Origin of the sequence: Streptomyces sp. NPDC048623 (genome assembly GCF_040650755.1) — a bacterium.
Lineage (GTDB): Bacteria > Actinomycetota > Actinomycetes > Streptomycetales > Streptomycetaceae > Streptomyces.
On sequence record NZ_JBEZHV010000016.1, the window covers coordinates 58200 to 82140 of the forward strand.

The 23941-nt window shown below is 73.8% G+C and carries 21 protein-coding genes; 10 read left to right on the forward strand and 11 right to left on the reverse strand.

Features of this window, described 5'->3' with window-relative positions; all coding sequences use genetic code 11:
• Nucleotides 1-19: 19 nt before the first annotated feature.
• Nucleotides 20-2803 (reverse strand): glycosyl hydrolase, encoded by a 2784-nt coding sequence (locus AB0C73_RS22855; protein ID WP_362533038.1) that lies wholly within the window; start codon nucleotides 2801-2803, stop codon nucleotides 20-22.
• Between the two features lie 348 nt (nucleotides 2804-3151).
• Here AB0C73_RS22855 and AB0C73_RS22860 point away from each other — a divergent pair, with 348 nt between their 5' ends.
• The 4 genes from AB0C73_RS22860 to AB0C73_RS22875 all read left to right on the forward strand — a co-directional run bounded on the left by AB0C73_RS22860 (nucleotide 3152) and on the right by AB0C73_RS22875 (nucleotide 7978).
• On the forward strand, nucleotides 3152-4489 hold the full coding sequence (locus AB0C73_RS22860) for an extracellular solute-binding protein (RefSeq protein ID WP_362533040.1): 1338 nt from the start codon (nucleotides 3152-3154) through the stop codon (nucleotides 4487-4489).
• Nucleotides 4490-4604: 115 nt separating this feature from the next.
• The gene (locus tag AB0C73_RS22865) at nucleotides 4605-5558 is read left to right on the forward strand and encodes a sugar ABC transporter permease (protein WP_362533042.1); all 954 of its coding nucleotides are present in this window, start codon (nucleotides 4605-4607) and stop codon (nucleotides 5556-5558) included.
• Nucleotides 5555-6466 carry a carbohydrate ABC transporter permease gene (locus AB0C73_RS22870; protein WP_362533045.1) on the forward strand — a complete coding sequence of 304 codons (912 nt, stop codon included), beginning with the start codon at nucleotides 5555-5557 and terminating at the stop codon, nucleotides 6464-6466. The genes AB0C73_RS22865 and AB0C73_RS22870 overlap by 4 nt, the downstream gene beginning before the upstream one ends.
• A 114-nt stretch (nucleotides 6467-6580) precedes the next feature.
• Nucleotides 6581-7978: a GH1 family beta-glucosidase gene (locus AB0C73_RS22875; protein ID WP_362533047.1), complete on the forward strand. Its 1398-nt coding sequence runs from the start codon at nucleotides 6581-6583 to the stop codon at nucleotides 7976-7978.
• On the opposite strand, the gene AB0C73_RS22880 is transcribed toward AB0C73_RS22875, so the two are convergent.
• Both AB0C73_RS22880 and AB0C73_RS22885 read right to left on the reverse strand, forming a co-directional pair.
• The gene (locus tag AB0C73_RS22880; RefSeq protein WP_362533049.1) at nucleotides 7965-8921 is read right to left on the reverse strand and encodes an endonuclease/exonuclease/phosphatase family protein; all 957 of its coding nucleotides are present in this window, start codon (nucleotides 8919-8921) and stop codon (nucleotides 7965-7967) included. The genes AB0C73_RS22875 and AB0C73_RS22880 overlap by 14 nt on opposite strands.
• A complete protein-coding gene (locus AB0C73_RS22885) occupies nucleotides 8918-9631 on the reverse strand; it encodes a DUF2993 domain-containing protein (RefSeq protein WP_362533052.1) in 714 nt (237 codons plus the stop codon). Before AB0C73_RS22885 ends, AB0C73_RS22880 begins: the two co-directional genes overlap by 4 nt.
• 164 nt (nucleotides 9632-9795) lie before the next feature.
• Here AB0C73_RS22885 and AB0C73_RS22890 point away from each other — a divergent pair, with 164 nt between their 5' ends.
• The 3 genes from AB0C73_RS22890 (at nucleotide 9796) to AB0C73_RS22900 (ending at nucleotide 14144) form a co-directional block, all read left to right on the forward strand.
• Nucleotides 9796-10323: an NUDIX hydrolase family protein gene (locus AB0C73_RS22890; protein WP_362533303.1), complete on the forward strand. Its 528-nt coding sequence runs from the start codon at nucleotides 9796-9798 to the stop codon at nucleotides 10321-10323.
• A gap of 102 nt (nucleotides 10324-10425) precedes the next feature.
• Nucleotides 10426-12501, forward strand: coding sequence for a DUF4139 domain-containing protein (locus AB0C73_RS22895; RefSeq protein ID WP_362533055.1), 2076 nt, complete (start codon nucleotides 10426-10428; stop codon nucleotides 12499-12501).
• Nucleotides 12502-12506: 5 nt separating this feature from the next.
• Nucleotides 12507-14144 carry a DUF4139 domain-containing protein gene (locus tag AB0C73_RS22900; protein ID WP_362533058.1) on the forward strand — a complete coding sequence of 546 codons (1638 nt, stop codon included), beginning with the start codon at nucleotides 12507-12509 and terminating at the stop codon, nucleotides 14142-14144.
• Nucleotides 14145-14162: 18 nt separating this feature from the next.
• Here AB0C73_RS22900 and AB0C73_RS22905 read toward each other — a convergent pair whose 3' ends face one another.
• From AB0C73_RS22905 to AB0C73_RS22925, 5 genes are all read right to left on the reverse strand, one after another.
• Nucleotides 14163-14600 carry a glutaredoxin domain-containing protein gene (locus tag AB0C73_RS22905; protein ID WP_362533062.1) on the reverse strand — a complete coding sequence of 146 codons (438 nt, stop codon included), beginning with the start codon at nucleotides 14598-14600 and terminating at the stop codon, nucleotides 14163-14165.
• A 57-nt stretch (nucleotides 14601-14657) separates the two neighbouring features.
• A complete protein-coding gene (locus tag AB0C73_RS22910) occupies nucleotides 14658-15749 on the reverse strand; it encodes a chitinase (protein WP_362533065.1) in 1092 nt (363 codons plus the stop codon).
• A gap of 135 nt (nucleotides 15750-15884) precedes the next feature.
• On the reverse strand, nucleotides 15885-16403 hold the full coding sequence (locus AB0C73_RS22915; protein ID WP_362533067.1) for a diadenosine tetraphosphate hydrolase: 519 nt from the start codon (nucleotides 16401-16403) through the stop codon (nucleotides 15885-15887).
• Nucleotides 16404-16412: 9 nt separating this feature from the next.
• A complete protein-coding gene (locus AB0C73_RS22920; RefSeq protein ID WP_362533070.1) occupies nucleotides 16413-17702 on the reverse strand; it encodes an MFS transporter in 1290 nt (429 codons plus the stop codon).
• Between the two features lie 38 nt (nucleotides 17703-17740).
• Entirely contained in the window at nucleotides 17741-19120 is a 1380-nt protein-coding gene (locus tag AB0C73_RS22925) for an MBL fold metallo-hydrolase (RefSeq protein WP_362533073.1), read from the reverse strand.
• 109 nt (nucleotides 19121-19229) lie between these two features.
• Here AB0C73_RS22925 and AB0C73_RS22930 point away from each other — a divergent pair, with 109 nt between their 5' ends.
• From AB0C73_RS22930 to AB0C73_RS22940, 3 genes are read left to right on the forward strand one after another with little or no spacing between them, the layout of a single operon-like run.
• The gene (locus tag AB0C73_RS22930; RefSeq protein ID WP_362533076.1) at nucleotides 19230-19907 is read left to right on the forward strand and encodes a metalloregulator ArsR/SmtB family transcription factor; all 678 of its coding nucleotides are present in this window, start codon (nucleotides 19230-19232) and stop codon (nucleotides 19905-19907) included.
• Complete coding sequence (locus tag AB0C73_RS22935; RefSeq protein ID WP_362533078.1) at nucleotides 19904-20221, forward strand: sulfurtransferase TusA family protein; 318 nt, start codon at nucleotides 19904-19906, stop codon at nucleotides 20219-20221. Before AB0C73_RS22930 ends, AB0C73_RS22935 begins: the two co-directional genes overlap by 4 nt.
• A gap of 49 nt (nucleotides 20222-20270) precedes the next feature.
• Nucleotides 20271-20936: a class I SAM-dependent methyltransferase gene (locus tag AB0C73_RS22940; protein WP_362533081.1), complete on the forward strand. Its 666-nt coding sequence runs from the start codon at nucleotides 20271-20273 to the stop codon at nucleotides 20934-20936.
• A 7-nt stretch (nucleotides 20937-20943) separates the two neighbouring features.
• Here the strand turns inward: AB0C73_RS22940 and AB0C73_RS22945 are convergent, their stop codons facing one another.
• The 3 genes from AB0C73_RS22945 to AB0C73_RS22955 all read right to left on the reverse strand — a co-directional run bounded on the left by AB0C73_RS22945 (nucleotide 20944) and on the right by AB0C73_RS22955 (nucleotide 23863).
• Nucleotides 20944-21906 (reverse strand): ATP-grasp domain-containing protein, encoded by a 963-nt coding sequence (locus AB0C73_RS22945; RefSeq protein ID WP_362533084.1) that lies wholly within the window; start codon nucleotides 21904-21906, stop codon nucleotides 20944-20946.
• Nucleotides 21907-21910: 4 nt separating this feature from the next.
• Nucleotides 21911-22267: a putative quinol monooxygenase gene (locus AB0C73_RS22950; protein WP_362533086.1), complete on the reverse strand. Its 357-nt coding sequence runs from the start codon at nucleotides 22265-22267 to the stop codon at nucleotides 21911-21913.
• A gap of 174 nt (nucleotides 22268-22441) precedes the next feature.
• Nucleotides 22442-23863 (reverse strand): M48 family metalloprotease, encoded by a 1422-nt coding sequence (locus AB0C73_RS22955; protein WP_362533088.1) that lies wholly within the window; start codon nucleotides 23861-23863, stop codon nucleotides 22442-22444.
• Between the last annotated feature and the right edge of the window lie 78 nt (nucleotides 23864-23941).

Below are 23941 nucleotides of genomic sequence, written 5' to 3' on the forward strand. Positions count from 1 at the left end.
ACCGGCACCGGCTCCGCCCTCAGTCGTACGGGATGACGAGGACGGAGTCGGCCGCGTCCGTCCTGAGCCGTGAGTCGGCGTTGCCGATGGCGCTCCAGACCTCCAGGCGTACGGTGCCGCCGACCAGGTTCCCGAGGGTTCCGGTGGCGGCCTGCAGCCCCCGGCTCTGGTTGTACTCCTCCCAGCCGACGACCGGGTCGGTGGCGAAGTAGTGGTAGGTCTCGGTGCGGTCGAAGGTGCCGTCGCCGGTGAGGTCGTAGCTGATCCGGACCTGCTGGCCGAGGGCGACGGCGGTGCCGGCGTCCACCGGGAGGCGGAAGGCGGTCGTGCCGCCGGCCCGGAGGGTGCCGTTGACGCCGCGGGCCTCGTAGACGAGCGGCCGGTAGGGCGTGCCGTCGTGGTTGGCGCCGTCCGCCGAGGGGATCACGTCGCTGCCGGGCGTGCCGTCGGTGGCGGTGGTGAGGGTGCCGCCGGTGCGCGGCCGGAAGGTGTTGCCGGTGGACGGCTGCGGGTCCGGGCCGGGGTCGGTGCCGCCGCCGGTGCCGGTCGCGGTGGCGGTGGAGCGGGCCGGGACGGTGAGCGTCCTGCCGTCGGAGAAGGTGACGGTGCGCGGGGAGGAGCCGTGGTTGTGGGCCACGTAGGTGCGCACGCCGTCCTTGGCGAGGACGGCGGAGGTCGCCAGGTCACCGGTGACGGACGGGTCGGGGGCGCCGAGGGCGTCGAGGGTGACGATCCATTGGTAGGTGTGGGCCTTGGACTCGCCGGTCTCCGGGGTGTACCCGGTGTTCCCCGCGTCCCACTTGGCCTTGGCGGCCGCGGGGTCGGCGAGGGACTGGAACTCCCAGAGGATGTCGCGCCATTCGACGGCGGGGCCGCCGTTCTCGCGTTCCATCTCGGCGATGTCGCGGCGTACGGCGTCCTTGCGGGCGCCGAGCTGGAGCGAGGAACCGGCGGTCACCGGGAGGGCGTTGATGCCGTGGATCTCCTCGGGGTTGGCGGTCCACCAGGTGGCGTAGGCGGCGCCGCTGCCCCACACCATGCCGACGGTGTCGTGGGCGAAGGTGCCGGGGAAGACCTGCTGGTCGGCGTCGAACCAGTACTGGGAGACGGCCTCGCCCTCGGTGGCGAGGAGGTAGCCGCCCAGGTCGCGCAGCGCGGTGTCGCCGGTGGCGGAGCCCCACAGGACGAGCGCGGCGCTGAGGTTGGTGGACTCGGAGGACGATTCCTGGTTGTTGCCGGCGGCGAAGCCCTGGTGTCCGGAGGCCCAGCTGTGGCCGGCGTAGACGTCGAAGCCGCGCAGGAAGGGGAAGGCGCCGTCGGTGCGGCTGGGGTTGGCGGTGTCGCGGATCAGGGTCTTGACCATGCCGCCCCAGGCGGAGTCGGCGGCCCAGGCGGGGTCGTACTGGGCGACGATCGCGGCGGCGTACACGTAGTAGCCGTAGTGGAAGTGGTGGTCGTTGAGTTCGGTGTCGCTGCCGTAGGAGGCGGGGTAGCCGATCAGGGTGCGCCACGTCCGGTCGTACGAGAACTCGTTGGCGCCTCCTGCGGTGAACCAGTCCTGGAGGCGGCCCTTGAGGAGGGCGAGGAGCCGGTCGCGGGTCGCGGTCTCGCCGATCTGGTCGGCGACGGGCACGAGTTGGGCGAGGCGGCCGAGGGCCTTGCCGGTCCAGTACGTGTCGACGGCGCCGTTGAACGGGTCGCTCGCGTTGACGACCTCGTTCAGGTAGCCGCGCAGCCGGGCGGTGTCGACGGCGTTCGTGCGGGGCAGCGCCGGAAGCACCGGGGCGGCCTTCTGGACGGTGGTGAAGGAGGCCGCCTCGCGCACCTTCATGGTGCCGCGCGGGGAGACGTAGGTGTACGGGGTGAGGGCGTCGGTGGTGTGCAGCCACTGGTGGCGGTAGAGGGCCTGGAGGGTGCCGCGTTCGGTGCCCTCCCTGGCCTCGGTGGTGAGGGTGTAGGTCGCGCGGACGGTGCCGCCGGTGCTGCTCCAGTCGACGCGGGAGCCGGTGACGAAGCTGAAGGCGTACTTCCGGAAGGTGGCGAGCGCGTCGGTGGAGGGCAGGACGGCGACGGAGAAGTAGTCCCGGCCACCGAGCCCGGCGCTGACGGTCGTGCCGGAGACGGTCCAGTCGCTGCCGGTCGGCGCGAACAGGGCGTAGTGATGGCCGGCGACGGTGATGCCGAGGACGTTGCCCTGGTCGGCGAAGACGGTCGGGGTGCCGGCGGTGGTGATCTGGGCGTTGCCGCCGGTGCCCTGGGCGTACACGAACGGGCTGCCGTGGCCGATGGTGGTGCGCAGGGTGCGGGTGCCGTCGGACCAGTACGGGGTGACGGTCCAGTCCGACCAGGCGTCCGCCTTCGTGTCGGGTGAGTTGAGCCCGGCGAGTCCGACGGTGAGGTCGCGCTTGTGGGCGAACTCGTACTGGCGCCCGTCGCCGACGATCGCGGGGCTGGTGGGGTAGCCGATGTCGAGGCCGCCGGCGGTGGCCTGGTAGGTGAGCGGGTGCCCGTACATGGGAGTCGACCAGGGGTTGTCCCCGTAGCGCTGGAAGGCGAGGGAGGACCACCAGTCGTTGGTGGGGACGGGTTTGCCCTGGGCGGCCGGGGTGACCTTGGGGGTGACGGGGGTGCCGGTGTTGGTGGTGGGTCCGGAGGTACCGGCCGGGCGGGTGTCGGAGTAGCTGCCGGAGCCCACGGGGACGGTGGCGGCGGCCGCGGGAGCGGCCGACGGGCCGAGGACGGCCGCCGCGAGGGCGGCGGCCAGGAGGAGCGAGGCGGCGGGGCGCGGGTGGGGGACTCGCATGGGGATACACCTCGTGTCATCAGACGGTTGACGACGGACGGGGATACGGGGCGGTGCGGGGATACGGGGGCGGTGCGGGATGCGGGTGTGGCTGTGGCGCGCCTGCGGGTCGGGGCCGCGGCACGAATCCGTGAACGTGTCCGAGAGCGCTCTCAGACGGCTCGAAACGTAGGGCTGCCCAAACTCCGCTGTCAATACATGACGCAACACCCCGACTCCTCGTCGATTCCGGCCCGTTACGCCTTCGACTCTTGACGGATCACGCATGGCGCGGGCACGCTCCCCTCGCACCTTGAGAGCGCTCTCAAAAGCGTTCTCATCCGGTCCCGAAGCCAAGGGAGGCTTCCCATGCCCACTGCCCGAGCCGCCGGAAGAGCCACCGGCAAGGTCCCTCGGACGGCCGCCGGCCGGGCCGCCGTCCGCCTGGGAGCGGTCGCGCTCGCCGGGGTCCTGCTCGCCGCCTGCGGGGGTTCACCGGAGGGCGCCTCCGACGGCGCGGGCGGCGAGGTCACGCTCACCGTGGACCTGTTCGGCTCCTTCGGTTACCAGGAGGCCGGGCTCTACGCCGAGTACGAGAAGCTGCACCCAGGTGTCACGATCAAGCAGACGGACACCGAGGACGAGGCCGACTACTGGAAGTCGCTGCAGACCCGGCTGGCCGGCGGCGGCGGTCTCGCCGACGTCCAGGCGGTCGAGGTGGGCCGGATCGCCTCCGTCGCGCAGCAGCAGAGCGACCGCTTCGAGGACCTGCGCAAGCACGGTGCGGACGGGCTCAAGGGGCAGTTCCAGGAGGCCAAATGGGCGGCCGCCACCGGGAAGAACGGCGAGGTGCTCGGCCTCGGCGCGGACATCGGCCCGGAGGCGATGTGCTACCGCACCGACCTCCTCGCCGCGGCCGGGCTGCCCACCGACCGCGAGGAGCTGGCGCGGAAGTGGTCGACCTGGGAGGGCTATCTCGGCCTCGGCCGGCAGTACAAGGCGAAGGCCGCCGGCAGAAGTGCCTGGCTGGACAGCGTCGGCAGCCTCTACTCGGTGATGATCGGCCAGCAGAAGGAGCGCTACTACGACTCCTCCGGCAAGTTGATCTGGGACACCAACCCGGCCCTGAAGACGGCCTGGGACACCTCCGTCACGGCGGCCCACGACGGGCTGAGCGCCAAGCTCGACCAGTGGTCGCCGCAGTGGAACCAGGCCTTCTCCGCCGGTTCCTTCGCCACGCTCCCCTGCCCCGCCTGGATGCTCGGCTACATCAGGGGCCAGGCCGGTGACGCGGGCAAGGGCAAGTGGGACATCGCGAAGCTGCCCGGCGGTGCGGGCAACTGGGGCGGCTCGTATCTCGCGGTGCCTCGCGCGGCGAAGCACAAGAAGGAGGCGTACGAGCTGATCGCCTGGCTCACGGCGCCCGCCCAGCAGGCCCGGCTGTTCCAGAAGCAGGGCAGCTTCCCGTCCGCGACCGCCGCCATCGGGCAGATCGCCGGCGCCACCGACCCGTACTTCAGCGGCGCGCCGATCGGCCGGATCTTCGGCGACGCGGCGAAGGCCGCCCCGGTCCAGGTGCTCGGCGTCCACGACCAGAACGTGGCCCAGCAGATCACCAACGCCCTGAGCGAGGTCGAACGCAAGGGCACGGCACCGGACCAGGCCTGGGCGAACGCCCGGAAGGGCGTCGAGAACACCATCGGCTGAGCCGCCCCGGCAGCCCCGGCAGCCTCACGGCCGGACCTCCCGGTCCGGCCCCCGCCGAGCGTCGTACCGGCACCACTCCCGTAGAGCCCCCCCACTCCTCCCGAAGGGCCGCAGCGTGACCCTGACCGCACCGACGACCACCGGACCGAGGGCGGTGAGCCGCCCGCCCGCGCTGCGGCGCGCGTGGCGGACGGCCTCCCCGTACGCGTACCTCGCCCCCTTCTTCACTCTGTTCGCCGCCTTCGGGCTCTTCCCGCTCCTCTACACGGCGTTCGTGTCGCTCTACCGGGTGGAGCTGCAGACGCCGGGCGAGATGGAGTGGCGGGGGCTCGGGAACTACACGGCGCTTCTCGGCGACGCGTACTTCTGGACGGCCCTGCGCAACACGTTCACCATCGGGGTGCTGTCCACGGTGCCGCAGCTGGTGATGGCGCTCGGGCTCGCGCATCTGCTCAACTACCGGCTGCGCGGGCGGACGTTCTTCCGCACCGCCGTGCTCCTTCCGTACGCGACCTCCGTCGCCGCCGCGACGCTTGTCTTCGCGCAGCTCTTCGGCCGGGACTTCGGTCTGGTCAACTACGCGCTCGGGCTCGCCGGTGTCGACCCGGTCGACTGGCAGACCGGCACGGTCGCCTCCCAGGTCGCGGTCTCCACGATCGTGATCTGGCGCTGGACCGGCTACAACGCGCTGATCTATCTGGCGGGCATGCAGTCCATCCCGCGCGAGCTGTACGAGGCCGCCGAGATGGACGGGGCCTCGCGGTGGCGCCAGTTCGTCCATGTCACCCTGCCCGGGCTGCGGCCCACGATCGTGTTCACAGTCGTGGTGTCGACGATCGGCGCGACCCAGTTGTTCGGCGAGCCGCTGCTGTTCGAGGGCTCGGTGTCGGGCGGCATCTCGCACCAGTACCAGACGCTCGGGCTGTATCTGTACGAGCAGGGCTGGGGCTTCTTCCATCTGGGCCGGGCGGCGGCGATCGCCTGGGTGATGTTCCTGCTGATCCTGCTGGTGGTCGGGGTCAACGCCCTGGTCGTACGGCGCCGTTCGCCCAAGGAGGCCGGCCGATGACCGCGCTCGCCGCACCGCCCCCGCCCGTCCGGGAGCCCGGCACCGGCCCGATCGCCCCGCGTGGCCGGCGGCGCCGCTCACGCGCCGGGCGGACGATGCGGGGCGGGAAGCTCGCCTACGCGATCCTCACCCTCGCCGTGCTCGTCTCGGCGTTCCCGTTCTACTGGACGCTCGTCGCGGCCAGCCGCTCCAACGCCGACCTGGCGAAGGTGCCCCCGGCGCTCCTTCCCGGACCGCGCCTGGCGCACAACATCCAGGCGGTGACGGAGGAGGCCGACATCGGCAAGGCGCTCCTCAACTCCCTTGTCGTATCGGGGTCGATCACCCTCGGCACGGTGCTGTGCTGCACCCTCGCCGGGTTCGCCTTCGCCAAGCTCCGCTTCCGCGGCCGGGGCGCGCTGCTCGCGCTCACCGTCGGCACCATGATGATCCCGCCGCAGCTCGGCGTCATCCCGCTCTTCATGCTGATCGCGAAGCTGCAGTGGGTGAACCAGCTCCAGGCCGTCATCCTGCCCGGCCTCGTCTCCGCGTTCGGTGTGTTCTTCATGCGGCAGTTCCTGGTCCAGTCCCTGCCGGACGAGCTGATCGAGGCGGCGCGGGTCGACGGCGCGTCCACCGCGCGGATCTTCTGGTCGATCGTCGTCCCGATCGCCCGGCCCGGCATGGCGGTGCTCGGCCTGCTGACCTTCATGACGGCCTGGAACGACTTCTTCTGGCCGATCGTCGCCCTCTCCTCCTCCGAGCCGACGGTCCAGGTCGCACTGCGCCAGCTCGGCGGCGGTTACGTGAACGACCAGTCCGTCATCATGGCGGGCACCCTGCTCGGCACCCTGCCCGTGCTGCTCGTCTTCGGCCTGCTCGGCCGGCAGATCGTGGGCGGGATCATGCAGGGCGCGGTCAAGGGCTGACGGCCGGCCGGTCCGCTCCGGCACGACCCCGGACCCGCGCCTCCGCGCACCCCGCACCCGCCCCACCCCGTCCCGTACCCCACCATCCCTCACTTCTCCGGGAGTCGTGTCCTCATGACCATGCCGCTCCGCTTCCCGCCCGGGTTCCGCTGGGGCACCGCCACCGCCGCGTACCAGATCGAGGGGGCCGCCCGCGAGGACGGGCGGACGCCGTCCATCTGGGACACCTTCAGCCGTACGCCGGGCAGGGTCCGCAACGGCGACACCGGGGACATCGCCGCCGACCACTACCACCGGGTGGGCGAGGACATCGCGCTGATGCGCCGGCTCGGCGTGACGGACTACCGGTTCTCGATCGCCTGGCCGCGCGTGCAGCCGACCGGCCGTGGCCCGGCCGTGCAGAAGGGCCTGGACTTCTACCGGCGGCTGACCGACGAGCTGCGCGAGGCCGGGATCCGGCCGGTGGCGACGCTCTACCACTGGGACCTGCCCCAGGAGTTGGAGGACGCGGGCGGCTGGCCGGAGCGGGAGACCGCGTACCGCTTCGCCGAGTACGCGGGGATCGCGGCCGAGGCGCTCGGCGACCGGGTCGCGACCTGGACCACGCTCAACGAGCCCTGGTGCGCGGCCTTCCTGGGCTACGGCAGCGGGGTGCACGCGCCGGGCCGGACCGGTGATGCCGGTGCGCTGCGGGCCGCGCACCACCTCAATCTGGCGCACGGTCTCGCGGTACGGGCGCTGCGCGCCGCGCCGCCCGCGGCCGCGTCGCCCGCCGAGGTGTCGCTCACCCTCAACCTCCATGCGGTGCGGGCGCGTTCGGATGCTCCGGACGACCGTGACGCGGCGCGCCGGATCGACGCCGTCGGCAACCGGATCTTCCTCGACCCGGTCTTCCACGGGCGTCTCCCGGAGGACCTGATCGCGGACACCGCCCAGATCACCGACTGGTCCTTCGTCCACGACGGGGACCTCGCGACGGCGGCCGCCCCGATCGACTCGCTCGGCGTCAACTACTACTCCCCCACCGAGGTCGCGGCCGGAGCCGGCGAGGCCACCGGGGCGCCGTCGCCGTGGGCCGGCGCCGAGCGGCATGTGCGGTTCGTGCCCGTCGCCGGTCCGCGGACGGCCATGGACTGGCCGGTCGACGCGGACGGTCTGTACGAGCTCCTGGTGCGGCTGCGCGACGAACTGCCGGGCCTGCCCCTCCTCGTCACCGAGAACGGCGCGGCGTACGACGACTACGCCGATCCTTCGGGGCAGGTGAAGGACCCCGAGCGGGTGGCGTATCTGCACGCCCATCTGGCCGCCGTTCACCGGGCGTTGACGGACGGTGCCGACGTGCGCGGCTACTTCCTGTGGTCGCTCCTCGACAACTTCGAGTGGGCGTACGGCTACAGCAAGCGCTTCGGGATCGTGCATGTCGACTTCGCCTCGCAGCGCCGCACGTTGAAGGACAGCGCGCGCTGGTACGCGGAGGTCATCGCCCGCGGCGGCCTGCTCAGGGCAACGTGACCCGCGCGGCGACGGGCAGGTGGTCGCTGCCGGTCGCGGGCAGGGTGCGGATCCGTCCGACGGTGGCGGAGCGGGCCATGACCTGGTCGATACGGGCCGTGGGGAAGGCGGCGGGGAAGCTGAGGGCGAAGCCCCGTTCGGCGATGTTCAGGCGGGAGGTGAGCGGGGCGAGACCGCGGTCGTCGACGGTGCCGTTGAGGTCGCCGAGCAGGATCACGGTGCGCTGTCCTTCCTCGGCCACGGCCTCGCCGAGGAGGCGGGCGCTCTCGTCGCGCCGGGCGGAGGCGAAGCCGCCGGCCCCGAGGCGTACGGAGGGGAGGTGTGCGACGTACGCCGCGACGGCGCCGTGTGGTGTGCGCACCTCGGCCCGCAGTCCGCGGCTCCATCCCTCGGTGATCTCCCGGGGCCTGATGTCCACCGGCCGGACGCCGGTCAGCGGGTGCTTCGACCACAGGCCGACGGTGCCGTGGACGGCGTGGTGCGGGTACGCGGCAGCCAGGGCCTGCTGGTAGGCCGGGAGGGCCGCGGGCAGCAGCTCCTCCAGCGCGATGAGATCGGGTCTGGCGGCGGCCAGGGCCCGCGCCGTGCCGGCCGGATCGGTGTTCTCGTCGCTGACGTTGTGCTGGACGACGAGGAGCTCGCGCGGTCCCGGCTCCGCCGCGGGGAGCCACAGCCCACCGAAGAGGTACGTCCAGACGGCCACGGGCAGCGGCAGAGCCGCCAGGGCGAGGGCCGAACGGCGCAGCAGGGCCCAGCCGAGCAGCACCACGACCGGCAGGCCGAGCCAGGGCAGGAAGGCTTCGAGCAGGCTGCCGAGGTGTCCCGGGGTGTTCGGGGCGGCCCGGTGGAAGGCCAGGAGGGCCGCGGTCACCATCGCGGCGACGGCGAGGCCCCGGCCCCGGCCCCTGTTCCGGGGCGCGGCCGACGCCGGTGTCCGGGTCATCCGCCGAGGACGACCTGGTGGCCGGTGAGTTCGAACTCGACACCGTCCGCGGTGGAGCGGACGCCGGTGATGTTGATGTTCTGCGGGAGCGGAAGGCGCCAGGTGTAGGGCTGGGCGGAGAACTGCGGGACGCGGAACTCGAACTCGTCGGCCGCCACCGCGATGCTCGCCGCGGTGTCCACGGTCCGCCCGTCCTTGGTGCCGGTCACGCGCAGCGGTGCCTCGGTGGCGGTGTTCCCGCCGGAGGAGGCGGTGGGGTCCTGCTTGACGGTGAGCGCGCCGCCCTGGTCGGTCAGCCGGGACAGGACGCCGGACAGGTCCTCGTAACCGATCGTCGCGCGGCCGGTGACCAGGTTCGCGTCCACGCGGCGGGAGGAGACCGAGCCGGCGGCCAGGCCGTGCATCTCCAGGTCGAGCCGGCGGACGGTGAGATGGTCGCCCTGGGCGTTCGCGGTGGTGTTGACCGAGAAGTTCCCGGCGGTCAGGGTGACGTGGTCGAACTGGAGGGAGGCGGCCTGCGTGAGGAACGGGAAGCCGTGGATCGACAGCTCCGTGAAGCTGTTCGTCGAGTCGGCGTAGCCGTACTTCTCCTGCGCGAGGGCGACGGCCTCCTTCTCCGCGTAGTGCACGGCGATCCGGTCCACCGCGACGAACAGCCCCGCGAGTATGCCGAACACGATCAGCAGCACCTTGACCCAGCGCCGTCCCATCCCCGTACTCCCCCGTCTCGTGCCGCGCCCCTGGCGGGCGCCGGCTCGTCGCCGGCCGCTCGGACCGGTGATCGATCCTATGTCGTACGGATGAGCAGGCACCCGGCAGGCGTGTTTCCCGAGACGTGGAACGGCCGGGAAAGTATGATCAAGCGATGTCTGACATGACCGAAACCACGCCTGGCTGGCTGTCGGCGGACGAGCTGAACACCGCCAGGGGCCGGATGCCGATCCTGTACGTCGAGGCCGTGCCCGTGCGCGTGGACGACAGCGGCGAAGTCACCAGTATCGGGCTGCTCCTGAGGATCGGCGCGGATGGCACGATCAGCCGCACGCTCGTGTCCGGCCGTGTCATGCACCACGAGCGGATCCGCGACGCGCTGCTGCGGCATCTGGAGAAGGACCTGGGTCCGGTGGCGCTGCCCCGGATCCCCTCCTCCCTCCAGCCCTTCACGGTCGCCGAGTACTTCCCGACGGCCGGCATCACCCCCTTCCACGACCCGCGTCAGCACGCGGTCTCCCTCGCCTACGTGGTCCCGGTGACGGGCGACTGCCGCCCCCGCCAGGACGCGCTCGACCTGGTCTGGTTCAGCCCGCAGGAGGCGGCGTCGGCCGCCGTGCAGGGCGAGATGCCGGGCGGACACGGGGCGCTGCTGCGGCAGGCGCTGGCGCATGTGGGGCTCGCGTTCTGAGGGGGTGAACGGCCGGGCCCGGCTCTCGGGCCCGGCTGTCAGCAGGGGCGCGTACGCTTCGGGCGCGAGGGTTGGAACGGCGTTCGGGGGCAGGGTATGGCGGTGGGGACGGAGCACGCCTGGGTGTCGGTGCTCGACGGTGTGGTGGTGTACGCGCAGGGTGCGCTGTGCACGCGGGTGGCGCGCGGGGCGGTTCCGGCCGGCGGGCGGGTCCGGGTGACGGGGCTGCCGCGGGTGGCGGATCCGGCGTCCCTGCGGGCGCGCGTGGTGGACGGTTCCGGTGTACGGGTCACGGAGGCGCGCGTCGAGGTGGCGGCCGTGCCGGTCGCGGACGGCGGCGGGGACGCGTTGCGCCGGGAGGCCGAGCGGCTGCGGGAGGCGCGGGATGCCGCGTGGGCGCGCAGGGAGCGCCAGTTGACGCTGGTCAAGGAGGTCACGGCGCTGCGTCCGGTCGTGCCGCAGCGCAAGCGGGACGAGCCGTACCGCCCTGCGCCGGTCGAGGCGTGGCTGGAGCTGACGGAGTTCGTGGACGAGCGGCTGACCCGGCTGCACGCCCGGCTCGCCGAGCTGGACGAGGAGCTCCGGGACCTCGACCACGAGGCGGAGCTCCTCGACGGCCGGATGGCCCGCGCGTCCAGCGACACCCCGGGCGTGCATGTGGAGACCACCGTGAGCGCGCTCCTCACGCTCGACGGCCCGGTCGGCCAGGAGGTCGGACTGGAGGTGGAGTACGGGGTGCCCGGCGCCGTGTGGGCGCCGTCGTACCGGCTCGACGCCCGCCAGGGCGACGGCAGCGGACGTCTGGTGCTGCGGGCCTCGGTCGCGCAGCGCACCGGCGAGGACTGGACGGGGGTGCGGGTCGCGTTCGCGACCGCCGATCTGCGCCGCCGCACCGATCTGCCCCGGCTCTCCTCGATCCGTATCGGACGCAGCCGGCCCGTGCCGGCGCCCGCGGGCTGGCGCGAGCCGCCGGCCGGGCTCGGCGATCTGTTCTCCGGGTACGACGCGACGGGCCCGGCCCCCGCTCCTCGCCGCCCGTCCGGCCGGCCCCTCGCGGTCGGAGCCGCCGCCGGAGGGTGGGAGTCCATGCCGGTGGCCGGCGGCCTCACCCCTCCCGTACCGCCACCGCCACCGGCGCCGGCCGTGATGCCACCGCCGCCGGCGCCGGGCGGGCCGCAGGCGCCCGGAGGCGCGTACGGGGCTCCTCCTCCGCCGATGGCCAGGGCGGCCGCACCCACGCGTGGGCGCGGTGCTCCCCCGTCGCCAGCCCCGGCCCCGCCCTCGGTCCAGCCGGTGGTCGAGCCGGAGCCCGGGCCGCCCCGGCCCAGCGGTGCCGAACTCGACTACGCGGCACTGGTGCTGAGCGGTCCCGGCGAGCCGGCGGCGCGCCGGGGACGCCTGTTCCCGGCGGCGGCCGCGTCCGATCCCGTCGCCGCCGAGTACCGGCAGCGGGCCGAGAAGGTCGCCCTGCTGCCGCTGCCCGGGCACGCCGTGCGGCCGCGCCGCTCGGCCGGTTCCTTCGATCACCGCTACGACGCGGCGGCCCGTGTGGACATCCCGTCCGACGGCACCTGGCACACCGTCACCGTCGGTGAGATCACGGTCGGTCTGCGCACGGAGTACCTGTGCGTCCCGTCCGTCGAGCAGACCGTGTACGCGACGCTGGTCCTGTCCAACACCAGCGGGCAGGCGCTGCTCGCCGGCGGCATGGAGGTCACGGGCGGCGGCGGCCAGATGGTGACGGCCGCGCTGCCCACCCTCGCGCCCGGTGGCGAGCGGCGCGTGGGCCTCGGCCCGGCCGAGGGCATCCGGGTGAGCCGGCGGACCCAGCTGCACGAGTCGACCGCGGGCCTGCGCGGCGGCACGATCGTGCTCGACCACCGGGTGCGCGTCGAGCTGGCCAACACGCTGGCCCGGCCCGTCACCGTCGAGGTGCAGGAGCGGGTTCCGGTCACCTCCGAGGCGGACGTGAAGATCCAGGAGCGGGCCGACTGGACCGAGCCCGCGGGCCGCGACGGCGACGCGTCCGGTGCCGGGCCCGAGCCGGAGACCCTCGCCCCCGGCACCCGCGTGTGGCGGGTCGACCTGCCCGCGGGCGCCACCACCGCCCTCGACGGCGGCTACGAGATCCGCATCCCGGCCGGCAAGACCCTCGCCGGCGGCGACCGGAGGAGCTGACCGACATGACCACGGCCCCGAACACCACGGCCCGGACGTCCGCGGACCCCTCCGCGGACGCGCCTCCGATCGCCCTGCCCGTCACCTCCGTCACCTGCCTGGAGGACCGCGCCCATGTCGAGCGCACCGCCCGGCTCCCACTCGAAGCGGGGGTGCAGCGGTTGCGGCTCGGCCCGGTCAGCGCGCTGGCCGTCGACCGCACGCTGCACGCCGAGCTGACGCCCGAGCAGCCCGGGCAGTCCGAACAGCCCCACGGGCCGCAGGGGGCGGTCGACGTCCTGGACGTGCGCATCGTCCGGGACTGGACCCCGCGCGCACCGCGCCCGTCCGAGGACGACTCCGCGCTGCGCCACCGCGTCCACGCCCTCGAAACCGAACAGACCGCCCTCGAACAGCAGAAGGACCGGCTCACGGCCCGCCTCGACCTGCTCGGCCGGCTCTCCGCCGACCTGCTGCGCGAGATCGCCGAGGGCGCCGGGTCCGGGCAGACCGACACCGCCCGCTGGACCGGTGAGCTCGACCGGGTGGACGCCGAACGCGACACGTACGCCGAGCGGCTGCGCGCCGTCGAGTCCGGCCTGGCCCGGATCGGCGAGGAGCTGGGCGCGGCCGCCGAGGCGATGTACCGGGCCGAGGAGGAACCGGCCGAGCTGGTCGGCCACATCGAGCTGACGGTACGGGCCGCGGCGGCGGGTCCGGCCCAGCTGCGGGTCACCCACCTCACGCCGTGCGCGCTGTGGCGGCCGGCCTACAAGGCGGTGCTCGACCAGGGCTCCCTGACCCTGGAGACCGACGCGGTGGTGTGGCAGCGGACCGGCGAGGACTGGACCGACGTCCGGCTGACCCTGTCCACGGCCAGGACCGCGCTGTCGGCCGAGCCGCCCCGGCTCGTCGAGGACCGGCTGACGCTCGTCGAGCGCTCGGCGGCCGAACGCCGCACGATCGACCTGGAGATACGCGAGGAGGCGATCTCCGCCCTCGGCCCACTGCCCGTGGTCGGACTGCCGGGCGTCGACGACGGCGGCGAGACCCGGGTGCTGTCCGCGCCGGCGCCGGTGCGGGTCCGGTCCGACGGGCGCGCCCATCGCGTACCGCTGAGTTCCTTCACGACGGAGGCGGCGACGGAGTACGCGTGCTCGGCGGAGCTGTCACCGCTCGTCACCCAGCTCGTGCGGTTCGACAACCAGTCGGGGCACGCTCTGCTCTCCGGGCCGGTCGACCTGGTCCGCGCGAGCGGCTTCGGCGGCCGGGGCACGCTGGACTTCACGGCGCCCGGCGCCCCGGCCGAACTGGCCTTCGGCAGCCAGGACGCCTACCGGGTCGTACGCCGCGTCGAGGAGACCCGGGACACCACGGCGCTCGCTCAGCGGACCGTCGTCTCCCGCACGGTGCGCGTGCATCTCTCCCGGCTCTCCGGGCCCGGGGACGAGGGCGAGCGGGTGGTGACGGTCCGGGAACGGATACCCGTGTCCGAGGTGTCGGCGGTGCAGGTGCGTCTCCGCAAGGAGGCGTGCGTGCCGGTGCCGGACGAGGTCGACGCGGACGGCATCGTCCGCTGGGAGGTCGCGCTGCCGCCGGGCGGCCGGCGGACGCTCACCCTGGCGTACGAGATCGCGGCGAAGTCGAACACCAGCGGCCTGTGAGGGTGTCGCCCCGCCCGGTCATGCGCGGCGCGTGAGCTGCTCGCGCAGCCGGGCGGGGTCGGGGTTCACCTGAGGGCGGCCGTCGACGAAGACGGTGGGCACGGTCTCGTTCCCGTCGTTGACGGCCCTCACCGCCGCCGCGGCCTCGGGGTCGCGCCAGATGTCCACCCAGTGCAGCCGCCCGGCGGCGCGGCCGAGGCGCGCCCGCAGCCGGATGCAGTACTTGCATCCCGGCCGCCAGTACACGATCGGCCGCCCGTCCTCCGCGCTGCGCCGCCGCGCCTCCTCGTGGCTCAGCGCCCGCGGGAACAGCAGCGGCGAGTGCGTCCAGGCGAAGGCCAGGAAGACCACGAGGAGGACGACGCCCTTGACCAGGCTCCCCCGGAGCATCAAGGGGGTGGCGACGAGCAGTCCGCAGAGCAGGAACAGGATCGGCAGCGTCCAGGCACGTGTCATGACCACGGAGGCTACCCGGCGGCGCCGCGGCTGCGGCGACTGCGGTGTGCGCCGGGGTCAGCGGGACTGCAGGGACTTGACGTTGTCGCCGAAGGTCCAGTTCTTCGAACCGTCCCAGTTGGCGGACCAGGTCATCAGGCCCTTCAGCCTGCCGGTGTAGTGGTTCCAGGCCTGGGCGACCAGGCTCGGGGACAGGTAACCGCCGCCCGCGCCGGGCTGGGCCGGGAGGCCGGGGACCTGCTTGTCGTACGGCACACGGATCGTGGTGCCCTGGATCACCAGGCCGCGGTCGAGGCAGTCGGTCTGGGCGACGAAGCCGGCGACGGTGCCGGCGGAGTAGGAGTCGCCGGAGCAGCCGTACATGCTGCCGTTGTAGTACTGCATGTTGAGCCACCACAGGCGCCCGTTGTCGGCGTACTTCTTCACGATCGGGAGGTACGCGCCCCAGATCGAGCCGTAGACGATGCTGCCGCCGGTCACGTACGCCGTCTCCGGGGCCATGGTCAGACCGAAGCCGGCGGGCATCTGGGAGAGGACGCCGTCGATGATGTGGATCAGGTTGGCCTGGGAGGCGGAGAGGGTTCCGATGCTGCCGCTGCCGACGAGACCGGTCTCGATGTCGATGTCGATGCCGTCGAAGTTGTTCGCCTTCAGGATCGGCACGATGGTCGCGATGAAGCGGTCGGCGACGGCGCGCGAGCTGAGGTCGATGCCCGCGGCGGCGCCGCCGATCGACATGAGGACGGTCGCTCCGGCGGCCTTCGCGCGGCACATCTCGGCGGGCGTGGGGACACGGACGGTGCTGTCCATGCCGTCCTCCCACAGGACGGTGCCGTCCGAACGGATCACCGGGAAGGCGGCGTTGATGACGTTGTAACCGTGGGCGGCGAAGCGGGGGTCGTCGATGGGCGCCCAGCCGAAGGGCGGGTGGACGCCGTTGGCGGCGCCGTCCCAGTTCTCCCAGTAGCCCTGGAGCACCTTTCCGGCGGGCTTCGGCTTGAGCGCGCAGGTCTCGGCGGCGGTGGCGGTGATGGTGGTCCTGATGGGTGCGGCGCTCTCGGCCGCGGCCGGGGCCGCGAGCGCGGTGATGGCGGCGAGCAGGGTGGCGAGGCCCGCTCCGAGGGCATGGGCGATCCGGTGGCCTGACATGCGTGCTCCCTGAGGATGTGGGGGAAGGGCATGAGCATGACGTACGGTCCCCACGACCGTAGATTGGTCCAGACCAACCGTCAACACCCTTGCCAGGCAGGGGACTTGTCCCGGATGTCGGACAGTCCTCCCCCGTCACCCGGGCGCCGCGGACCGGTCGAGCTCGCGCCCTGTCTCCTCCCTCAGCCGGTCGTGCGCGGGGCCGAGCCGATGCCGTTCGCCGGTCCAGTGGTCGCGCGGATAGAGCCACACGGGTACGTGGACGAGCTCGGCGGGCTCCCACGCGTAGCGCGGCCAGACATGGGCGTGCAGGAAGGGGTCGCGGTTGCCGAGGATCTCCAGGTTGACCCGTCGGAAGGCGGGGTCGAGGCGGCGGCAGGCGCGCTCGACGGCCTCGGCCAGCCGGTCCAGGTCGGACAGGAAGGCCAGCCGCTTCGGCCGCGGCAGGTCGGAGAGGCGCTGCACCTCCGGGTCGTCCACGAGCAGGACCGAGTAGCCCGGCAGGAACTGGACGTCGCCGATCACGGCGAAGCCCGCGTCGAGCCGCCGTACGACCGTCGGGTTCTCGCCGCGCAGTGCCGCTCCGATGCGGTCCGCGCGCCAGTCGGAGGAGTCGGAGGAGTCGGGAGAGCCCGAGGAGGCGGAGGAGTTCATGCCGTGAACCTACGCGGTGAGCGGCGGCTCCGTGCGCCGCTCGGTGATCCAGCGGGCGGCGAGCAGGCCCGAGCCGGCGGTGAGGACGGCGGCGGCGATGACCGTGGCGTTCAGGCCGAGGGTGTCGGCGAGGAGTCCGGCGAGCAGGGCGCCGACGGCGTAGCCGATGTCACGCCAGAAGCGGTAGGTGCCCAGTGCGTTGGCCCGCCAGGCGGGGTGGGCGTGGTCGGAGACCGAGGCGATGAGGGCCGGGTAGACGAGGGCGGTGCCGATGCCGAGGGCGACGGCGGACAGGAGGCCGGCGAGCAGCGGCCGGTCGAGGAGGGCGAGCGCGAGGACGAAGCCGCCGGCCTGGACGAGCATGCCGGTGACGATGAGGGGCTTGCGGCCGACGCGGTCGGCGAGATGGCCGGTGGGTATCTGGCCGAGGCCCCAGAGGATCGGGTAGAGGCCCTTGATGAGGCCGACGGCGGCGATACCGAGTCCGTGGTCGGTGAAGAGGAGCGGGAAGACGCCCCAGGTCAGGCCGTCATTGAGGTTGTTGACCAGGCCGGCCTGGCTGGCTCCGCGCAGGGAGCGGTCGCGCCAGGAGGTGCGGGCGAAGACGGCGGCGAGTCCGGTCTGCTCCCGGGCGGGGAGCGGCGCGGCGTGCCGGGAGAGTTCGAGCGCGACATGCGCCGCGGTGTCCCGGACGACGAGGGAGAGTCCGAGGCCGGCGGCCACGAAGACGACGCCGATGAGCTCGGGGACGGGACGCAGTCCGTAGCTGGTGGCGAGATAGCCGGTGAGTAGGGCGGTGACGCCGACGGCGGTGTATCCGGCGGCCTCGTTGAGGCCGGTGGCCAGGCCCCGGCGGGCCGGTCCGACCAGGTCGATCTTCATGTTGACGGTCATCGACCAGGTGAGTCCCTGGCTCAGGCCGAGCAGCACGTTCGCGGCGACGATCCAGCCCCAGGACGGCGCCCACGCGAGCGCGAACGGCACGGGCACGCCGATCACCCAGCCGGCGAGCAGGAGTTGCCGGCGGCGGAAGCGGGCGGTGAGCGCGCCGGCGGCGAGGTTGGTGAGGGCCTTGGTGACGCCGAAGGCGATGATGAAGGAGAAGACGGCCAGGTCGCTGGTCAGGCCGAAGACCTGGCTGCCGATGAGCGGCACGGTGGTGCGCTCCAGGCCGACGAGTCCGCCGACGGCGATGTTGACGATGACGAGCAGGGTGAACTGCGGCCAGTTCTCACGGAGGCCGAGGCGCACGGGGTCCTTCGACGCCTGAGGGTTGGTGGAGGGCCGGGCTGCGGGCATCGGGGCGGGCACCTCGGGGGTCGGGGGTGTCACGGGGTTCACGGGCGGGGTGCCTCCGGGCCTTGGACGAGGCGCTGCCCGTGGGCGGCGGCGTACTGGTGGTGTCCGCCGTCGAGGACGGCGACGTCGGTGCGGCCGGCGCGCTCCAGGAGGCTGGCGGCGGTCATGGCGCGCTCGCCGTGGCCGCAGGCGACCAGGGCGTCGGCGGGGACGTCGGCGGCGCGGGCGGCGAGTTCGCCGAGTTCGAGGTGTCCGGCGGCGGGGACGTGCCCGGCGGTGAACTCCGCCGTCTGACGCACATCGAGGTAGGGGCGGTCGCCGGCCCGGTCGGCGGTGACGAAGGGGGTGCGGGTCTGCACGTTGCCGTCGGCCAGCCAGGCGGCCATGCCGCCCCGGAGCCGGCCGGCCAGGCGCTCGTAACCGATCTTGTACGCCTGCCGGACGATCTCGTCGGGGTCCTGGCCGGCGTCGAGGACGAAGGCGAGCGGGACGTCGTCGGGCAGCAGCCAGCCGAGCCAGGTGGCGAACTGGTCGCGCAGCGGTACGGACAGCGCGCCGGGGATGTGCCCGGCGGCGTACGCGGCGGCGGGCCGCACGTCGACGATCCCGCCGCCGGCGGCGAGGAGTTCGCGGACCCGGCGGGCGCCGAGGGCGGGGAGCACGGGGTCGGCGGTGAGAACGGCGGGGCCGCGCCGGTTGTGTGCGGCGAGGCGGTCGAAGTACGCGGGGTAGCTGCCGAGGCTCGCGGTGAGCAGGCGTACGAAGGCGTCCTCGTCGGGCGCGGCGAGCAGCGGGTTCGCGTGCTTCTGGGCGCCGATGGTGGTGGTGCGTTCGGCGCCGGGCGGGGCGGAGCAGAAGGATCCGGCGCCGTGGGTGGGCCAGACCGCGGTGGAGTCGGGAAGGGCCGCGAGACGCTGGAGGGACCGGTACTGGGCGCGGGCGAGCGCGTCGGTGCGGTCGGGGCCGAGGAGGTCGGTGCGGGCGGCGGAGTTCACGAGGAGTGATCCGCCGGTGAAGACGCCGAGGGTGCGGGTGCCGTCGAGGAGGAGGAAGGACAGGTGCTCGTCGGTGTGCCCGGGGGTCGCGAGCGCGCGCAGGGTCAGTCCGCCGAGGTCGACCTCGTCGCCGTCGGCGAGGCCCTGGTGGGGGAACGCGCGGTGGCCGGCGGCGGAGGCGAGCACGGTGGCGCCGCTGTCGTGGCCGAGCTGGACGGCGCCGGAGAGGAAGTCGGCGTGCAGGTGGGTGTCCGCCGCGTACGTGACGGTGAGCCCGCGCCGCCGGGCGGTGCCGTACAGGGCGCGCAGGTCACGGCCGGCGTCGACGGCGAGGGCGCGGCCGTCGCCGAGGTCGACGAGGTAGGCGCTGTTGCCCAGACCGGTGTCGACCAGCGGGATCAGGTGGTCGTCGGCGAAGCCCATGACGGTCCTCCGGGGAGCGGCGATGGCAGGGCGAGGTTGAGGCTGAGGTTGAGATGGCCGGGCGCCTCCGCCCTCATCTACAATATTCCATGGATTCATGGAGGATGTCATGACGGAGACCACCCCCACCGGCTCGAAGGCGCGGCTCTACGACGCGTTCGCGGCCAGCGGCAAGGCGCTGGCCAGCGGAAAGCGTCTGGAGCTGCTCGATCTCCTCGCCCAGGGCGAACGCACCGTGGACGCGCTCGCGAAGGCGTCCGGGCTGAACCTGACGACCGCCTCGGCGCATCTGCAGACCCTCAAGCAGGCGGGCTTCGTCACGACCCGCCGCGAGGGCGTGCGCATCCACTACCGGCTCGCGGGGGACGACGTCGCCCAGCTGTTCGCCCTGCTGCGCAAGGTCGCCGAGACCCACCAGGCCACGGTGCCCCCGGCGCGCGACGCCTATCTGGGTGAGGGCGGGGCGGAGGAACTGGACAGGGAGGAGCTGCGGGCGCGGGTCGCGGCCGGCGACGTGGTGGTGCTCGACGTGCGCCCGGCCGAGGAGTACCGCGCCGGGCACATCCCGGGCGCGCTCTCCCTCCCCGTCGACGAGCTCACCGGGCGCATCGACGAACTGCCCGAGGACGTGGAGATCGTCGTGTACTGCCGCGGCGAGTACTGCGTCCTCGCCTACGACGCCGTCCGGCTCCTCACCGACCGCGGCCGGCGGGCCATCCGGCTCAACGACGGCATGCTCGAATGGCGCCTGGCCGACCTGCCCGTCGAGGCGGGGGAAGCGGTGTGACGGGCGAGGGGGACACGCAGACGAAGGGAACGGCGGAGGGCGCCCCCGGCATCACCGTCGACGGCACCGGGCTGCTCTGCGTCGCCCTGCTGCTCCGTCTCCGCACGGCGATCGACGGTGCCGCGCCCGGCACCGTCGTGCACGTGGTCGCGACCGATCCCGCCGCCCCGCTCGACCTGCCCGCCTGGTGTCACATGACCGGGCACGACTACCTCGGCCCGCTCCCCCACCAGGAGCGGCCCGTCTACGCGCTGCGCCTCTCGGCGGGAGCGCGGACGACACGGCCCGACGCGCCCTGGCACACGGACCGGTAGCGACGCGCCTTCCGGGACTATCGTGGGGTGACGGCAGAGGAGGGTGACCATGTCAGGACCGAGCCGAGCGCCCGACCGTCCCCACCCGTTGTTCGCCCGTTTCTACGCCGGGGTCGCCGGCCCCGCACTCGACAAGGCCGGGGTCGTCGAGCACCGTCGCCGGCTCCTCGCCGGGCTCACCGGCGAGGTCGTCGAGATCGGCGCCGGCAACGGACTGAACTTCGCCCACTACCCGTCCGGGGTGCACCGGGTCCTCGCCGTCGAGCCGGAGCCGCGGCTGCGCGCCCTGGCCGAGGAGGCCGCCCGCACGGCCCCGGTGCCGGTCGAGGTGACCGCCGGGATCGCGGAGGACCTGACCGGGGTGGCGGACGCCTCATACGACGCGGCCGTGGTCTGTCTGACGCTGTGCTCGGTGACGAACCCGCACGCCGCGCTCGCCGAACTCCACCGCGTACTGAAGCCCGGCGGGCAGCTGCGCTTCTTCGAGCACGTGCGCGCCGAGACCCCGGGGATGCGCCGCGTGCAGCGCGTGCTCGACGCCACGGTCTGGCCGCTCCTCGTGGGCGGCTGCCACACCGGGCGCGACAGCCGCGCGGCCATCGAGGCGGCGGGGTTCGTGATCACCTCGCTCGACACCTTCCCGTTCCCGGAGTCCCGGTTCCCCTCCCCCGCCGCCACGCACATCCTCGGCACGGCGGAGCGCCGGCCGACCTGAACCCCGGTCACTCCGGCAGCCCCTCCCCCGGGGTCCGTGCCGCCAGCAGCGCCGCGTACAGCCCGGACGCGTACCCGTCGGCTCCGCTCGGCAGGTCGCTGACCTGCCCGTCGCCGACCTCCACCACCCGCCACACGCCGCCACGGTCACCGGCGCCGACGCCGTCCCCGTCCCTGTCCCCGGTCGCCCGCGCCAGGTCGGTGGTGACGAAACGGCAGCCGAGGGCGCGGACCAGGGGGCGCACGGCGGTGAGGTCCGGGTCCGGTCGGACGTCGGGGGTGTCGGGGTGCGGGCCGACGAGGACCGGCTCGCCGTCCAGCCACCAGACCCGCGCCTCCTCGGCGCGCCCGTCCGCGCCCCGTACGAACTCCTCGAAGCGCCGCAACACCACGCCGCCTGCCAGGAATTCGCCCTGCAGCTCGACGAAGCGCCGGACCACCCGGCGCAGTCCGGCCTGGTCGGCGAGGTCCGGCACATGACAGGCCTCGGCCCACTCGTGCTTGCGCGACTTCACGTAGTCCTTGACGACGGCGGGGCCGGCCCCGCCGAGCCGCGCGGCCGCCGCGGCGAGTCGGGCGTCGCCCGGCATGCCCGTACCGGGGAGCCATGCGCTGGGCGGCGTGTGCCCGGCGAAGTACGCGTACCAGCCCGGGAGTTCATGGGCGCGGGCGTAGGCGGCGGACGGGGTGAGCAGGCTGCGCCCGAGGGCGGCGAGGGCGGTCTCCAGCGCCGCGTACGCCGTCGGGGTCAGCATCCAGCCGCGGTACCAGAGCGGACCGCGGGCGGCCGGCACCCGCCGTACCGCCTCCCGGAGGTCTCCGGCCGTCAGGGCGTCGTGGTCGACGACCGCGAACGCCCCGCCGAGGCCCGCGACGCACCGCGCCTCCGTCGCGTAGTGGGGGTCGGGGCGGTGGGGGCGCAGCGGGTCGGCGGGGAAGAGGACCGTGACGGCTGCGTGGGGTTCCGGCACCTGATCAGGCCACCGGGTCGGCGGCGATCTCGATGACCTGGGCGGGGCCGGCCCGGAAGGCCGAGTTGCCCGCGGCAGCCTCGGTCATGTGCGGGGCGACGTCGTGCGCCGCGAGCGCCTCCCGCGAGGCCCAGTGCTCGACCAGCACGAAGCGGTCGGCGTCCCCGGCCACCTGGTGGAGGTCGTACTGCAGGCAGCCTTCCTCCGCCCGTACGAGCGGGGCGAGGCGCTCGTAGGCCGCGATCTGGTCCCGGCCGCGGCCCGGGAGCGTGGTGATGTGCACGTGCAGGCGTACGGACTCGGACGTCGGCCGGGGCTGGAGGTGAGGCCGGGCGTGGGGCTGGTGCGAAGGCTGTGACATGGGCAGGAGCCTAGAGCGGGGGCAGGCGCGGGGAAACGTATTTCCGGCCCGCTCGTCCGCGAGGCCGCCCGCGCGTGTCCGGTGCGGGCGATCGCGGTGCGGGCGGCGTCGGAGGCGGAGGCGGCGGAGGCGTGACGGAGGACGGGCGGCACGAGGCGGCCGTCCGCCGTCGGTTCACACGTCCGTGTCGCGCAGGAGCAGGGACGCGACCTTTCGGCCCGGTCCCGCGAGCTCGGCGTCGAGGGCGGCGGCCCGGTCCGGCGCGAGGGCGAGGCCCGGGGCCCGCAGCTCGCCGCCGGCGAGGGCGCGGATGCGCAGGTGCGTGGGCGGGTGGGTGGCGTCGACGCAGTGGCCGCGCAGTTCGGCGACGCGGCGCAGGCGCTCGTACTCGTGCTCCGGCACGGACCGGCCCTCGGCGACGACCCGTTCCCAGAGCCCCTCGGCCTGCTCGTCGCGGCGGGCGCGGGCGCCGGTGCGGCTGCGGGCGGCGATGACCTCGCGGCGCATGGCCGTGTCGGTGCTCCGGGAGACGAGCAGGCGTCGCATCAGCCCGACGGCGGCGTCGCGGCCCGCGAGGCGGGCGGCGGCGCTGTCGGCGAGGTACTCGGCGCGCTGGGTGGCGCGCAGGGTCGCCCCGTCGAGGAGCACGGTCAGGCCGTGCACGGCCCAGCGCGGCAGTGCGGTGAGCACATTGATGAACGTGTCCGACAGGGAGTCGCCGTCCTCACTCCGCGCGAGCACGTACCGCCAGCCGGCGAGCGACTCCAGGGCGCTGCCGACGAAGAACCCGTGCCGGACGTCGCCGTGGGCGTAGTGCCCGAACTCGTGGCCGAGCAGCGCGATCCGCTCCTGCGGGTCGAGGGTGGTCCACAGCGGCATGCCGAGGGTGAGGAGACGCCGCCGGCGGATGCCGTACGCGCTGACGGAGGCGTTCACCTCCGTGTCCAGGGCCACGAGGTCGACGCCGCGGGTGCCGACGCTCTCGGCGATCTCGTCGATCAGGGCGAAGAGCCGGGGCGCGTCGGCGCGTTCGAGCAGCGGCAGCTCCGTGCGGTCCCTGTCCACACGGCCGAACCGGGGCCGCAGGAGGAAGGCGAGGCCGAGGAGGAACGCGCCGACCACGGGCTGGAAGCCCACGCCCCAGCGGGCGACGAGCAGCCACAGTCCGAGGACGGCGAGCCCCGCGGTGAGCCCGTGCACGACGGCGGCGAGGACGGTCGCCAGCGCTCCGGCTCCGCCGCGCCGGGGCGGGGAGGCCGGGCCGGGCCCGTCCGCGCGGTCCGTACCTTCGGAACGGTCGGCGAGTCGGGTGAGTTCGGCGAAGAGCTGCTCGCCGTAGCGGTGCGCGAGGGCGCGGCGGGCGCGTTCGATGCGGTCGGGCTCGGGTTCGTCGGCCGCCGCGTCCTCCGGGTTCACGTTCCAGCCGCAGGCGGAGCACCACGCCACGAAGCGCGGGTCGACGGGAATCCGTTCGCCGCACTCGGGGCAGTCCCGCTCCGCCACCGGATCGGCGGCAGCCGCGCCCGCACCGGTGTCCGTGTCCGTGTCCGTATCGATGCCGGTGTCCGCCGGTCTGCCCGACACGCCCTTCGTCATCCCCACCCCTTGTGATCACGCATGTGAGGAGGGACCTTACCGGCAGCGGCCGGGATCCCTGCCGCGCGGCGGCGGGGA